Genomic DNA, 13,579 nt, shown 5'->3' on the forward strand with positions numbered 1-13,579 from the left:
TAGCATTCACGATCATCCCTTTTTTCTCTAACTTGCCCTTACGTATGGTCTTTTGACAAAGGGGAAGTTAATGAGGAATTTCAGGTTATACTTAGTAAGCTTATTAATAATACTGTCGTGTTGCAGCAAGCCTACACGGGCCCCGGAAGAGGTGCGTGTACGACTGGCAGTAGACCCGGAAACCTTAAGCCCGGTCAGCTACAGCGATGTGGGGGCTCTGCAGATAGTCAACTTGCTGTTTCAGAGCCTTTTGGTCGCAGACCTGGCGGACAATCAGGTGAAGCCTTGCCTGGCAGCAGCGATGCCGCAGGTAGAGCGCCAGGATTCGGTGACACTCTTTACCTACCAGATCAGGGAGGAAGCTTCCTGGGCTGATGGTTCGCCGGTAACAGCGGCAGACGTTGCCTTTACCCTGAAGGTATTGAAGGCCCCGTTGTTGAACAACGAGTTCCTGAAGCCTCAGGTGCAGTTTATACAGGACATCCGGGTAGATGTCACTGCTCCCAAGCGATTCACGCTGGTGTGCAAGGGCTATGCTCCGGAGATGGAATTGCTGACAGGAGATTTTTTCATACTCCCAGCGCACCTTTTCGATCCTGATGCTTTGCTGCTACCGATTGAGGTAGCAGCACTTAACGAAAGCTTTTCCGAGCTTGAAAACAACGGGAACCTGATCGCATTTGCCGACAGATTCAACTCCCAGGAGTATGGGCATAGCACGCAGATGCTGCAAGGTAGCGGCGGGTATGTGCTGGAACGCTGGGAAAGTGGCCGCTACCTGACGCTAAAGCGAAAAAGCAACTGGTGGGGAAACGAGTTGCCAGACGCACCTTATGTGGCTGTGCATCCGGAACGCATCAGCTTTCAGGTTATCCCGGATAACACCACGGCTATACTTGCCCTCAGAAGCAGGCAGCTGGATGTATTGGGGGACATAGCAGCTACTGAGTTCGACCGCATGCGGCAGGACAGTGCCTTCAAGAAAGACTATGCCCTGTTTGCGCCGGATACCTACGAGTTTATTTATGCCGGTATCAATTCGCGACATGCAAAGTTTGCGGACAAGCGTACCCGCCAGGCCATCGTGCATTTGCTGGATATCGAAAACATCATAGCGGCTTCGCAGCAAAGCTATGCCACCCCAACCGTTGGCCCTGTCCCCCCTACCCTCACCGCGTATTACAACGATCAGCTCAGGCCCTATACCTATAATGTCGAAAAGGCGAAAGCGCTGCTTGCTGCGGCCGGCTGGGAGCAAGAACAGGACGGCTGGGTTCAAATCATAAACGGAAGCCGGGAACAGCTGACCATCGAGATAAACTATCGGGCGGGCAACAGCAGTTACGAGAACGCCGCCCTTATCTTTCAGCAGAGCGCGGCTGAACTGGGGATACCGGTGCAGCTGCAGGCAATGGAGAACAGTCTGCTCAGCCAGAAACTCAAAGCGCATACCTACGACATGTTCTTCCGGTCTATCTCTGGCAACCCGTTTGTCCTGAATTTCAGGCCGCTGCTGCACACGAGCCACGCCGAAACCGGGGGAATGAACGTAAGCGGGTTTGGAACGGAAGAAAGCGATAACATCCTGGACGCAATCAATAAAGCAACCACACCCGAGGTGAAGGCCAAACTTCTAAAGCGTTTGCAGGAGATACTGCACGAGGAGGCCGCTTTTGTATCGCTGTTCTACCTAAAGGATAGGCTTGCCGTGCATAAACGGTTTGGCAACCTCAAAATATCCGGGCTGAAGCCAAACTACGATGTGAGCGCCTTCACCCTCAAAGAATAACTCCCGGCATGTGGCCTTTTCTGCTTAAGCGACTTCTACTGGCGATTCCTGCGCTATGGGCTCTGGCCACAGCGGTGTTTCTGCTGAGCAGGATGCTACCCGGCACTTTTGCCTCCGAGCGCTTGCTTCAGAACAACGCTCCCGGTTACTATAGCAAAGGAACTGAGGCAGACAAGCAGGCAGCCTATACATTATATATGAAAAGGACAGGGCTAGACCTGCCCTTGTTCTATTTAAGTGTTGCACCTGCCAACGGTCTTCCTGCGGCTCAAAACAAACTGCCTGCGGAAAGTAGCCAAATACAGGATCGTCAGCGATCTTTTGCTTACCTCACTCCATCGGTCAGCTGGCATGGCAGCCAAAACCAGTATCACCAGTGGCTGGTGGGGGCGCTGCACGGCAACCTTGGGGAATCGTACAGAACCAGTAGGCCCGTAACTGAAAGTTTGCTCGAGGCAATCGGGAACACCTTCTGGCTGCTGCTCATCAGTATGGTGCTCACCTTTGCCTTGGCGTTGGAATTGAGTATCCAGATGATCCGGAAGAAGGGAAAATGGCTGCGGAGAGCGTTGCTGCCGTTTTTGTTTATCACCGACAGTGTGCCGTCTTTTGTGCTTGCCCTGCTGTTACTGGTATTCCTCGCCAATCCCGATTTTTTGCAGTTGTTTCCGGTGTACGGTATGGGGTATTATACCCCCGATCAGCTAACCGCCTGGCAGGAGATGGTCCAGCGAGCCTACTACATGGCCTTGCCAATGCTGTGCCTGGTGCTGTTTAATCTTCCTTACCTAACCAACCAGGTATACGCCTCGCTTCATACGGCAATGCAGGCGGACTTTGCACGCACGGCCAGGGCGAAAGGGCTAGGCGAATCGGCCGTTGTCCGTGGCCACGCCCTCCGCAACGCACTGCTGCCCATCATCACCATTGTGTCTGATTTTATACCTGCCCTGGTTACGGGCACCTTTATCGTAGAGACTATTTTTGCAGTGCCCGGTATTGGGCGCATGCTTATAGAGGCCGTGCTTTCGCGCGACTACCCGGTGCTGACCGGCATCGTGCTGCTGATCGCCGCTTTCCGGATTGTGGCTTTCGTGATGGCCGATATCGCCTATGCCTGGGCTGACCCGCGCATCAGACAACAGACGCAATGAGGCAGCTGCGAAAAGATATCCAGATACTGTGGGCGGAAAACCTGATATTCAGGGGCGCGGCGTCTTTTCTATGCCTCTTGCTGCTGCTTGCGCTGCTATTACCCTGGCTCCCGCTGGCCTATACCCCCAACCAGCTCGACCTGGCACACCTATACCAGGCACCTTTTTCGAAACCATTCTCAGTCCAATCGCATTACCTGGGCACCGACGGACTAGGAAGGGACGTGCTGGCCAACGTCCTGCATGGCATCCGCACAGCCTTTTTCATCAGTGTGCCCGTTATGGTGCTCGCTACGCTGCTTGGGTTGGCGCTGGGCATGGTGGCTGGTTTTTTCGGGGACACTGGCCTTTCCCTGCGCCGCAGAGGTATGCTGGTGCTGGTTTTCGGTATGGCAAGTATGAGTTACTATGGGGTCTATCTGCCCCTTCAATTAGCAGTCGCCGATCAGGGTGCCGGAAAAATAGCCGCCAGTATGGGTATGGGTATAGCACTGCCCATGTTACTTTCAGCGGTTTTGGCAATTCTTAGTAAGCGGGTTCAATTTCTTCGGGAAAGCGTAGCCATACCCCTTGACCAACTGGTGCTGCGCCTGACGGAGACGATGTCTACTATTCCTAGGTTTGTGCTCATACTGGTGCTGGCTTCCTTTACGCCGCCCTCGGTCCCACTCCTGTCCCTGATCATCGTCCTGACCCTTTGGACGAACACAGCCCGCCTGGCACGAGCTGAGCTTATGCGTATTAAGCAACTTCCTTACTTTGAGGCAGCAAGAAGTATTGGCTTGAATTCATGGCAGCTGATGTGGCGGCAGGCTGCCCCTAACCTGCTGGGCCCCGTACTGGTCGCGTTTACGTTTGGGCTTGGCAGCTTGCTAGCCCTCGAATCTACCTTATCCTTTTTTAATATCGGCGTGCCTTCTGACCTCGTTAGCTGGGGCAGAACCATTGCAAGCATCCGGGCAAACACCGGGGCCTGGTGGCTCGTTGCCTTCCCCGGTGCACTCCTGACCCTCACAATTCTGGCACTTTATACCTGTAGCCACTATTTAAATAAAATAATCAGCAAAAAAAACGCTGCCTAAAATGTTACTTTTGGCGTTTTTCCGAACAGAAATTTAAAACGCCTTTTGCCTGAGGGCATCAATACCATGTGATTCTCATAACATTGGCTGCACTTACAGTTTATAATGCAAGAAAGTCTTGATAATTATTCATGTTACCTGCACTTGCGAATATTCCTGTTCTTTTAAAGCAGACCTCTGTAAAATTGTTACGTGTTAAAAAATAAGCTCCTCGACATATGAACGTAACGTTTACTGCATCGCCCCAGAAAACAGTTGGAAATTGCTACAAAAGCACCTGCCTCTCTGCTATCGCCACGCTTCGAGCGGGCACTCAGGAAGAGGAACTGGTAGGATACGCTACCATTGATGGCCATATGGTGCACCATGTGGAAGTGGCAAGCGCGGTAAACAATGGAGCAGGCATCTTCATCGGCGACTACTTTGTGGGCTTCGCCGACAATGGGCATGCCATCAGCCTTACAGCGCCCTTTATTCGCTACTAAAAATTAGCATTTATACATGCAGCGCCCCTCATACGGCTGCACTAAAACATTTGGTTAAAAATTATTTGTTGGTTGTTTGTGTTTAGATTAGGCAATTAGCCCTGTAGTCCCCCCTACAGGGCTATTGTTTTTATAGGCTCCCAGCATCTTTAGAGATCAGCCTTTGCTTATTGCCTCACATTGCGTTAACCCGATATTGCTTTTCAACCAGCCGATGTCCTTTAACCCTCTCTCAGCGGAAGTATTTAATAGACTCCGTTTTGGGATATGTTATTTGATGTAATACCTGAGAGCATTCATACCCATCGCCCTTTACCATACACACAAGAGGCCGTTATCAGAGAAAGCCTCTGGCGCCACAGGTATAAACAGCATAAAGCGACTGGCAAACACCGTATTTACCAGTCGCTTTGCGCTACAAGGCAACAGGCTTAGGCTTGTTTTACCAACTGTATTTCAGCGTGCAGTTTAATTTCATCGCTCACCACCACGCTGCCCGCCTCCGTCACGGCGTTCCAGGTCAGGCCGAAGTCTTTGCGGCTGATCTTGCCCGACACAGTGAAGCCGGCTTTCGTCTGGCCATACGGGTCTACCACAATGCCACCGAATTCAACATTCAGCGTAACAGGCTTGGTTATATCCCTGATGGTGAGGTCGCCATGCAGTTTGAAATCCTCTCCCCCTACGTTCTCATACTTGGTGCCTACAAACCGAATCTCACTGTGCTGCTCCGCATCAAAAAAGTCCGGCGATTTCAGGTGCGTGTCACGCTGCTCGTTGTTGGTGCTGATGGAGTTCACGTCTGTGGTAAACACGATGTCATGGGCTCCGCTGAAATTCTCATCGTCGGTCTCCGCCGTCACATGAAACGTGTTGAAATACCCGGTCACAGTCGTGATCATCAGGTGCTTTACTTTAAACTGTACTTCGCTGTGCGTTGGGTCTACTACCCATTTTACATTTGCCATGCTATTCGCTTTTAAGGTTAGTAATCTGGTATGGAATGAAAATACGTTATACAAACGTACATACATTTAATGTATATACATATAAAATATTTAAATTGTTCCGCCTTTCCCCTGCTCTACTTGCCTTTCTCGGATTCTTGGATGAAAGGTCGCGCTTGCAAAGGCTTTGTATTGCGCCAAATTAGCCTGCAGGGTAATAGGGTATGAAGTTTTGCGTATAACGTGAGTGCGGGAATTGGCGCGATGTTAATTTTCTTTATATCACTAATTTATACCCTTTTATCAGATCACAGCATCATGTTTCCCTTTTTGCGTGCTGCCAGCTATAGCTATAGGATTTATACATTCCTCATTTCACTTCTGCCCCAAAGAGAAGCGCTACTATAGATACGGGCTCGCCCGACACCAAACAGTTCGCAGGAAAAGCAGTTTTGAAAAAACCATCCCTGGCACGGATGGAAATAAAAATAGGTATACTTGATGCTGAATGTCCGTATTGATATTCTGAAAGCGCATCGCAATTTACCGGCAGCGCTAGCTGGCAATCTTTTCGGGGAGATTGGCAAGCAGGGAGACTCTGATACCCAAAGAACCATTACACATTCGAATGGTGTTGATTTCTTACGAACCTACTTTTACAACTACAATGGAAAAAACAGCAGACAAAATTGAGAACCCAACCCTCTTGCCTCACCCAATTGCCGTAGTGCCAAACGCCCTGCGCGAGGAAAGCGCTCTGTTTATCGGCCCCGTGTCCGACGGATTCTTTCAGGCCTCTCAGGACAAGCTGGAATCGCCGCCGCGTTGGGAACAGGGGAACTACAGCCTCACGGCTGGCAAATGGCCAAGCCCCATCCCCAACCTCATCGACCTAACGCCTTATAATGGGTATGTGCTCGTGGTTATCGCCGCCGACTGGGACAAAGAAGTAATCAGCCAGGCCCGCATTGTGGGTGTGATGACGGCGATGGCCGGGGACGTGCTCACCAAGTTTGCCTATTCCACACTCCAGGAAAAAGAAGAGGAAATAGACGCCTATACCTCGGGCATCAGCAATTAACAGGCGCTGAGCAGGCAGGCCTTGCCGCAGCTAGAAAAACCGGTTCACGCGCGTCAGTTCGTTGCGGTACTGCGTCAGGAGCCTGCTTTTAGAGATAAAGCCTTTGAACTTGCCATTGCGCACCACCGGCAGCGACCACAGCTTGCTTTTGTCGAACTTGTCGAGGACTTCTGCGGCTGGTTCGTCTATCTCCACGGTAAGGGTGGGCGGCTGCATCAGGTCGCGGGCTAAAACGGTATCGTAATTCGACACATCACCGAGCTGCTTGCGCATATCGTTCAGCCGAATCACCCCAACGAGCATCCCCTTTTGGTCCAGCACTTGCAGCACGTCCCGGTTCGCAGTAGAGAAGTGCTCTACCACCGTCCGGAGCGAGGCGTCTTCGTGCAGCGGCTGGAAGTTCCCCTTCTCCACAAGCTTGCTGATATCCAACTGGTTGAGCAGAATCCGGTCTACACGCAGGGCTTTGCTCAGTCCGGCAGGCTGCACCACGCTCTTGCTCAGGTTCTCGACATAGTATTTCAGGAAATACGACACGGCGCAGACCAGCATCAACGGTACAAAAAGCTGATAGCTCTGCGTGATCTCCGCAACAAGGAATATGGCGGTGACGGGCGCGTTCATGATGCAGGCGAAAACGCTTGCCATACCCAGGAACATATACGTGGACGCGTTGAGATCATAAAAAGGAAAGATTAGCGAGGTTACTTTGTAAAAAAGGAAACCAAGCAATCCCCCCGTGATGATCGACGGGGCAAAGTAGCCCCCCTCCCCCCCGGAGTTCACACAGATGCCGGTGCTCAGGGGTTTCACCATTGTGATGAGAAAGAAAAAAAACAGGTTAAACCACGCAGAGTCAGACAGGGCCGAGAGCGGCGAGTTCACGATCAGGGAGCGCTCCTCAGAGTTGAGCAGCGCGTTGATGCTCACATACCCCTCGCCATACATGGGCGGCAGCAGGTAAATGATGCTGCCCAGCGCCACTCCGCCCACCACAGCCCGAAAGTACGCGTTTTTGATTCTGGAAAAATACACCGAGCAGAAGCTGTAGGTCTTCAGCAGGTAACTTGACATGAGCATGCCCAGCACCCCCAGCAGGATGACCAGCGGAATCTGCTCATACACAAAGTCTGAGAGCGGCACCTCGAAGCGCAGGTGCTGCCCCATAATGAACTCATAGAGAATCTTCCCGGCGGCAGCGGCCACCAGCAGCGGAATCAGGAGGGTGGGCGTAAACTCAGGCAGGATCGTTTCGAGGGCAAAGATAAACCCGCCCATCGGGGCATTGTAGACCGCCGAAATACCCGCCGCCACCCCGCACCCGATCAGGAGTGTGCGGAGGCGATAGCCCAGCCCCAGTACCCGCCCCACGTTGGAGCCCACAGCCGCCCCACTGGAAATGATAGCTGCCTCCACACCGGAGCTGCCCCCAAAGCCAATGGTCAGGCCGGTGGTGATGAATTTTGAGTAGATTAGCCTGAACCTGATGATGGAGGCATTGTTCTCAATCGCGTCGATCACGTTGCGGGCCCCGTTGAAGAAGGCAGTTTGGGAGAATACGTTGCGGTTCAGGAACGTAACGAGCACGAAGCCGATCAGGGGCAGCAGGAAGTTGAGGAGACTTGGGGCAAAGTATACCGCGTACTGCTCAATGTAAAAGATGATGGTTTTGATGAGAATCGCTGAAAGCCCCACAATCAGCCCCACCACTACGCTGAGCACAAAAGGCATGATGCGGTTATTGCTCTGCCTCCGGCGCCACCTGAAAAAAGCGAGTTGGTAACGGTTTAATTTGTGCTTCATAACTGTGGAGTTGCCCTGCAGCGTAAGCTACGAAATTTGCATCGAAGCGAAACAAGAATTTACTGCTTCTTTGGACCATTATGTCCATACCCTCCTTTATAGCCACTTTTTCGATACCCTGCCAAGCCTACTGATTGCCTAAGGCGCATGTATAAATTTTGTTTTGATCCGGTGCAATCGCGCGTGCTCCGAACAGTGCCTCCGTTTATGGAGTATACCCTTCAAGCAACTTAGCCTGACATGAAAAGAAACAGAAGAATATTTTTACAAAAATTTGCAGCCCTGAGCGCTGGTGCCCTCCTGCCCGCGGCTGCGTTTACAAACACTTTACCTGAAACGATCAACACCATGAGCGATACTCCTCTAACAAAACCAAAACTGCTTATATTCGACGTGAACGAGACGATGCTCGACCTAAGCGGTATGAAAAAGGCCATCAACACGGCATTCGGCCATGAGTTTGCCTTCCAGCAATGGTTCGCGCTGATGCTGCAATACTCCCTCGTAGACACCGTGACTGACAGTTATCACGACTTCGGGACCATCGGCAAGGCAGCCATGAAGATGACGGAAGACAAGCTGGGCAAGACAATCGAGCAATCGAAAGTGCCCGAGCTGCTCGGCATGATCAAGAGCCTTCCGCCCCACCCGGACATTATACCCGGTCTGAAAAAGCTGAAAAGCGCTGGCTACCGCATGATCACACTCACCAACTCCACGCACGAGGTGGTGACCCAGCAGATGAAGTCGGCTGGCCTGACAGAGTATTTTGAGGAGCTGATGAGCATCGACGCCACGCGCAAGTACAAGCCGCACCCGGACACCTACAAGCAGGCATTGGCAAAAGCAAACGTGAAGCCAGCGGAGGCCATGCTGATCGCGGCGCACGGTTGGGACATGGCCGGGGCACTCCAGGCGGGCATGCAGGCAGCGTTTATTGCCCGCGAAGGCCAGGCGCTATACCCGCTCTCACCTAAGCCGCAGCTGGTTGGCAACACCCTGCAGCCCATCGCTGAAAAACTCAGTGCCTTGTAGCGAGACGAGCAGTATACCTATGAAACAGAAAAGCCCGGTGCATATCCTATATACACCGGGCTTTTCTGTTTTTGATTGTGCTGAGATTAAATTAAGCGCCTCTAGTCGATGCCTGCTTCACCACCAGATCCGCTATTTCCTCCCATTTCTCTTCCTGCAGAAAGTGCCTGGAGGCCAGTTTATGGACCGTATCCAGATTTGCCGCCTGCTTTATCTCATTGCCAAAATGATCGTAATCCAGCGCCGGGTCATCAGCGCCCCAAACAGCCTGAATGGGGTATGGCACGTTCTCGACGGCCTGGTAACAGAGCTTCTTAAACTCATCAGATTTTTCAAAGTGCCGCATGATTTTCAGGAAAGCCTTGCCGTCGTCCTCCCGTTTGAGCAGGTCCACGTAGGCATCCACTTCCTCCCTCGGAAGGGCATCGGCATGGTTAACGCCCATTTGCGAGAATAGCAGGTACCAGGTCGGGTGGGTAATGGTCAGGAGCTCTGCCTCCCCTAGCACCGGCATTTCGAAAGGGCGCATGGGCAGGGGTTTCTTGAATTTATCTACCTCGATCCAGGTGTTCAGAATAGTGAGGGAGAGGACTTTTTGCTTATTCTCCGCTGCCATGGCAAAACCGATTGGCCCGCCGATGTCGTGGATGAGCAGGTGATATTTCTGGATGCCCAACACCTCGGCGGCCCTTGCACAGAAACGGGCAAAGGTATGGAAGGTATACTCAAAGTCCTTGGGCCTGTCAGACAAGCCCAGCCCCGGCAAGTCGATGGACACGCCGCGCATACCTTTGGCAGCCAGCGAATCGATTACTTTTCGGTAAAGGTAAGAGGAAGTAGGCACGCCGTGGATGCAAAAAACCACCTCGCCTTCCCCTTTGTCCAGCACGAACGTATTTATACCGTCTACGTCGATAAATTTCCCGGAGGATTTGTGCTGCTCGATAACCTCTTCAACAGAGCGCTTGTTTTTTTCAGTTTTCATAGTCACAGTTTTAATGGTTCAGTATAGCCTCCAACGAAACAGCTTGAAAGCAATATGTGCGAAATAAAGGGGTATGGCCCGGTTGCTTTCATTGCGGAAGCAACCGGGCCATACCCCTTTATTTTTTGAGCAGTGTATACACTGGTTTGAGCGCGGCAAAATTGATGGCTGCCCCGGTAACGCAGTATATACAGACCTTTTTCTGAACAAAGGCCATTTTATACATATACTGCGCGGCTCCTGCCGCCTGCCCCACCAGCACGGCACCAAGCGCCAGGTTAAGGAGCCGGGAGCGCTTCTTAAACCGCGATCCCGCCATGGCCAGCAGCATGGTCAGGGTATAGGCACCCAGGCTGATGACGCCGTCGGGCAATCCGAGCAAAACGGCGTCTTTCGACGTGTTTACTTTCACGGTGTCGAACACCTTGCCCGGAAGGTCTGGCAGCTTTTTAAAGTAGCCCATTTGCAGCAAAGAAATCAAGCTGAAGTCTACCAGCCCGGCGGCGGCCAAAGCGGCTATGTCTCTTCGGTTTTCGGTTGCGGTGCTTTTGTCTTTTCTTATTTTATCAATAACTGATTTTTTATTCCCCATGTGTGTTTTTAGTATATGATTCGCGTTAATGCATACGGCTAAAGCCGGCGAGAGTGTTCAAAATCTGATCTGCGTGAAAAACCAAACTCCAGCCACCGTTTTAGCAACAGCCGCCGCCATCGTAGAAGTAAGTGGACCCGGTGATGAAAATATCGTTGCGGCCCAGGTTAGCTAACGCCGCGGCAGTTTTATCGCACACGGCCAGCGGCTGGTTGTGCACTAGGGTATGGCCTTGTCTGTCGTCGAAGAACTCCTCATTGCCATAGTATACCGCATGCTTGCCCGTGAATACGCAAGGGCCGTCAGCTGGCATCGGGTCTTTGATCGCGCAAATCTCCACGCTCTCTATAAAGATGACTTTATCGGTATCATACTGCCCGGGGGCCAGCACGCGGTAAGGGCGCTTCGCCCTGACCTCCACCGTTCCGAAACCGATCGCCGTGATCATGTCGATATACTCCTGCAGCGGGAGCGCCCCACTCAGGCACAGGGCACGCAAACGGTCGTCTTCGCGCAGGCTCTCCGACATCTCGTCTTCGCTGGTAGGGTCTGAGAGCACCAGGCGGCCATTCGGCTTCAGGACACGGTACATTTCAGAAAGGGCTTGCTTTAACTCATCCTTCTTGAAGATGTTGAAAAGGCAGTTCTGTGCGGCCACATCAATCGTTTCGTCCGCAACGGGCAGGTCCAGGGCGTCTCCGTTCCGAAGCTCCACGAAGTCTTTCTGAAACCACGCGTTCTTCTTTTCGGCTTCCTGCAGGTTCTCTCTGCAAACATCCAGCATTCTGTCCACCGGGTCCACGCCGATCACGGCGCCCGGCCTGCGGCAGAAATACGCAAACTGCAGCAATTCCATACCTCCGCCAACACCTACATACAGCACAGATGGGTTATGGCTCAAGTCGCGTGGGTTCACCGTGGAGCCGCAACCGTAATTCATCTCCAGCATCTTAGACGGCACATGCAACTCCGGAAGTTGCCATACGGGCGTGGTGGTACAGCAAAGCCCTTTTTGGGGGTTATTGGCGGCGTCTTCGTAAACCAGTTTGGCGGCCTCTAAATAATTACTCATACGTATTGTTGTGTTAGATTTTTCTTGAATAAATGGGGTATAAACCGGATATCAAAGTTATAAGTAAGGCATGTATAAATTTGGTTTTGAAAGCGAAGTTTAAACTCAACCTCTTTATACCACAAAAGTGGTTAACACCCAATAAATCGCGCCGGCAACCAGGGCTGCCACAGGCAAAGTCAGGACCCAGGACAGCAGAATATTGGAAACCACGCGGTAGTTCACCTTGCGTGTCACGGTGCCAATGCCAAAGATAGACCCGACCGAAACGTGCGTGGTAGAAACCGGGAGGCCGTGTATACTGGCTGTGGTAACCAGCAAGCCCGTGATAAGATTTGCCGTAAAGCCCTGCCCGTGGTTCATGCCGGTTATTTTTTTGCTCATGGTGATGCCCACCTTTCGTGCGTTTAAAAGGCCACCCACGGCAATGGCGACCGCGATGGCGCCGATGCCCCACTTAATGTCGTAGGCATGGATCACCAGCAACAGTCCCGCTATTTTGGGTGTGTCGTTCAGGCCGCGGGCGAAGCTTACCACCCCGGCACTAAAAAAGTGAGCAGCATCCAGCACGCGCTGCATGTTAATGCCCAGAAAACTCCCCTGGTATACATCGATGCAGTTTTCCTGCTTGTCTATGCGTACGGTAGCGTTGTTGCGCGTGGCTACGGCCTGCATCGTGTTCCCGTTGGTGGCGAGCTGACTCACCGGCACAAACTCCTTGCCTACACACACACAGGTCTCTTTTGTGAATCCCAGCTTTGCCCGAAGTTTACTGAAGATAAAGTAGGCCACCAAACTGAGCACAGCCGCCATCAACGGACTCACCAGCAGCGGCACGATGAAGGTGCTGCCCAGTTTTGCGAAGTTAAACGAGGAGCCAATGGCTACCACCCCTGTTCCGAACAGGGCACCCACCAAGCCGTGCGTGGTGGAAACCGGCATACCCACCTTCGTGGCGATAAACACCGTAATGGCAGCACCCAGTGCCACGGCTATAGCAAACTCAGGCCCCTGAAGCAGTTCATCGGGCACCAGCCCTTTCCCTGAAAAATTCTTTACCAGCATACCAGCCAGGAAAATGGCGGCAATAGAGCCCATAAAGGTGGTGATGGTTGCCCACCGGATGGCGCTTTTATAGGTGGTGGTGCCGCTCCCAAAAAGCGTGGCCACCCCTTTAAAGTTATCGTTCGCGCCGTTGCTGTAGGCCAGGAAGGTTGCCCCAAGAAAAAGAAGTACCAGGATCATATCCGCAAGCTGAGTTTGTACTGCATATAGTTATTTCACGGTTTCGCCGCCGCAGCTGGATCCGGCCCCTGCCGTGCAGCCATAGCAGTGCTGGTTGAGCACGATGCTGCGCTGGTCCAGCGCCGCCACGTTAAACTCCCGGATGTGCTGCGGCGCGCCCTTGGCCACCTTCAGCTCCAGCATCTGGTTAAAGTCGCAGTCGTAGAGGTAGCCGTCCCAGCCCACCGATACCGTGTTGCGGCACATCACCCCCTCGGCGGCCACCGGGTTAAAGGCCTCGATGAGTTTGAGCATGTAGCCCTCGTAGTT

At 52.4% G+C, this 13,579-nt stretch carries 13 protein-coding genes; 6 read left to right on the top strand and 7 right to left on the bottom strand.

What is annotated here, in order from left to right; translation table 11 throughout:
• Positions 1 to 151 precede the first annotated feature (151 nt).
• The 4 genes from MKJ04_RS21505 (at position 152) to MKJ04_RS21520 (ending at position 4,510) form a co-directional block, all read left to right on the top strand.
• The gene (locus tag MKJ04_RS21505; RefSeq protein WP_241644071.1) at positions 152 to 1,789 is read left to right on the top strand and encodes an ABC transporter substrate-binding protein; all 1,638 of its coding nucleotides are present in this window, start codon (positions 152 to 154) and stop codon (positions 1,787 to 1,789) included.
• A gap of 8 nt (positions 1,790 to 1,797) precedes the next feature.
• Positions 1,798 to 2,943: an ABC transporter permease gene (locus MKJ04_RS21510; protein WP_241644072.1), complete on the top strand. Its 1,146-nt coding sequence runs from the start codon at positions 1,798 to 1,800 to the stop codon at positions 2,941 to 2,943.
• The gene (locus tag MKJ04_RS21515; RefSeq protein ID WP_241644074.1) at positions 2,940 to 4,025 is read left to right on the top strand and encodes an ABC transporter permease; all 1,086 of its coding nucleotides are present in this window, start codon (positions 2,940 to 2,942) and stop codon (positions 4,023 to 4,025) included. The genes MKJ04_RS21510 and MKJ04_RS21515 overlap by 4 nt, the downstream gene beginning before the upstream one ends.
• Positions 4,026 to 4,243: 218 nt before the next feature.
• Positions 4,244 to 4,510, top strand: coding sequence for a hypothetical protein (locus tag MKJ04_RS21520; protein ID WP_241644076.1), 267 nt, complete (start codon positions 4,244 to 4,246; stop codon positions 4,508 to 4,510).
• Between the two features lie 431 nt (positions 4,511 to 4,941).
• On the opposite strand, the gene MKJ04_RS21525 is transcribed toward MKJ04_RS21520, so the two are convergent.
• Positions 4,942 to 5,478, bottom strand: a complete 537-nt coding sequence (locus MKJ04_RS21525; RefSeq protein ID WP_241644078.1) for a YceI family protein — start codon at positions 5,476 to 5,478, stop codon at positions 4,942 to 4,944.
• Between the two features lie 646 nt (positions 5,479 to 6,124).
• On the opposite strand from MKJ04_RS21525, the gene MKJ04_RS21530 reads away from it, so the two are divergent.
• Complete coding sequence (locus MKJ04_RS21530) at positions 6,125 to 6,538, top strand: hypothetical protein (RefSeq protein WP_241644081.1); 414 nt, start codon at positions 6,125 to 6,127, stop codon at positions 6,536 to 6,538.
• Between the two features lie 30 nt (positions 6,539 to 6,568).
• On the opposite strand, the gene MKJ04_RS21535 is transcribed toward MKJ04_RS21530, so the two are convergent.
• The gene (locus MKJ04_RS21535) at positions 6,569 to 8,341 is read right to left on the bottom strand and encodes a chloride channel protein (protein WP_241644083.1); all 1,773 of its coding nucleotides are present in this window, start codon (positions 8,339 to 8,341) and stop codon (positions 6,569 to 6,571) included.
• 348 nt (positions 8,342 to 8,689) lie between these two features.
• Between MKJ04_RS21535 and MKJ04_RS21540 the strand changes: the two genes are divergently transcribed.
• Complete coding sequence (locus MKJ04_RS21540) at positions 8,690 to 9,376, top strand: haloacid dehalogenase type II (RefSeq protein ID WP_241644084.1); 687 nt, start codon at positions 8,690 to 8,692, stop codon at positions 9,374 to 9,376.
• A gap of 91 nt (positions 9,377 to 9,467) precedes the next feature.
• On the opposite strand, the gene MKJ04_RS21545 is transcribed toward MKJ04_RS21540, so the two are convergent.
• The 5 genes from MKJ04_RS21545 to MKJ04_RS21565 all read right to left on the bottom strand — a co-directional run.
• Entirely contained in the window at positions 9,468 to 10,361 is an 894-nt protein-coding gene (locus MKJ04_RS21545) for an alpha/beta fold hydrolase (RefSeq protein ID WP_241644086.1), read from the bottom strand.
• Positions 10,362 to 10,479: 118 nt separating this feature from the next.
• Positions 10,480 to 10,953, bottom strand: coding sequence for a vitamin K epoxide reductase family protein (locus MKJ04_RS21550; RefSeq protein WP_241644088.1), 474 nt, complete (start codon positions 10,951 to 10,953; stop codon positions 10,480 to 10,482).
• A gap of 100 nt (positions 10,954 to 11,053) precedes the next feature.
• Positions 11,054 to 12,025, bottom strand: coding sequence for an arsenosugar biosynthesis arsenite methyltransferase ArsM (gene arsM / locus MKJ04_RS21555; protein WP_241644090.1), 972 nt, complete (start codon positions 12,023 to 12,025; stop codon positions 11,054 to 11,056).
• 114 nt (positions 12,026 to 12,139) lie between these two features.
• Positions 12,140 to 13,270, bottom strand: a complete 1,131-nt coding sequence (locus MKJ04_RS21560) for an inorganic phosphate transporter (protein ID WP_241644092.1) — start codon at positions 13,268 to 13,270, stop codon at positions 12,140 to 12,142.
• Between the two features lie 30 nt (positions 13,271 to 13,300).
• Positions 13,301 to 13,579, bottom strand: a 279-nt coding sequence (locus MKJ04_RS21565) for a DUF3641 domain-containing protein (RefSeq protein ID WP_241644093.1), incomplete at its 5' end; no start/stop codon positions are given.

Origin of the sequence: Pontibacter sp. E15-1 (assembly GCF_022601975.1) — a bacterium.
Classification (GTDB): Bacteria; Bacteroidota; Bacteroidia; order Cytophagales; family Hymenobacteraceae; genus Pontibacter.

What these genes read in the sequence shown, in the direction of transcription:
- MKJ04_RS21525 (WP_241644078.1), bottom strand. Translation starts at nt 5,478, where the DNA reads ATGGCAAATGTAAAATGGGTAGTAGACCCAACGCACAGCGAAGTACAG.
- MKJ04_RS21530 (WP_241644081.1), top strand. Translation starts at nt 6,125, where the DNA reads ATGGAAAAAACAGCAGACAAAATTGAGAACCCAACCCTCTTGCCTCAC.
- MKJ04_RS21550 (WP_241644088.1), bottom strand. Translation starts at nt 10,953, where the DNA reads ATGGGGAATAAAAAATCAGTTATTGATAAAATAAGAAAAGACAAAAGC.
- MKJ04_RS21540 (WP_241644084.1), top strand. Translation starts at nt 8,690, where the DNA reads ATGAGCGATACTCCTCTAACAAAACCAAAACTGCTTATATTCGACGTG.
- MKJ04_RS21560 (WP_241644092.1), bottom strand. Translation starts at nt 13,270, where the DNA reads ATGATCCTGGTACTTCTTTTTCTTGGGGCAACCTTCCTGGCCTACAGC.
- MKJ04_RS21510 (WP_241644072.1), top strand. Translation starts at nt 1,798, where the DNA reads ATGTGGCCTTTTCTGCTTAAGCGACTTCTACTGGCGATTCCTGCGCTA.
- MKJ04_RS21545 (WP_241644086.1), bottom strand. Translation starts at nt 10,361, where the DNA reads ATGAAAACTGAAAAAAACAAGCGCTCTGTTGAAGAGGTTATCGAGCAG.
- arsM (WP_241644090.1), bottom strand. Translation starts at nt 12,025, where the DNA reads ATGAGTAATTATTTAGAGGCCGCCAAACTGGTTTACGAAGACGCCGCC.
- MKJ04_RS21520 (WP_241644076.1), top strand. Translation starts at nt 4,244, where the DNA reads ATGAACGTAACGTTTACTGCATCGCCCCAGAAAACAGTTGGAAATTGC.
- MKJ04_RS21515 (WP_241644074.1), top strand. Translation starts at nt 2,940, where the DNA reads ATGAGGCAGCTGCGAAAAGATATCCAGATACTGTGGGCGGAAAACCTG.
- MKJ04_RS21535 (WP_241644083.1), bottom strand. Translation starts at nt 8,341, where the DNA reads ATGAAGCACAAATTAAACCGTTACCAACTCGCTTTTTTCAGGTGGCGC.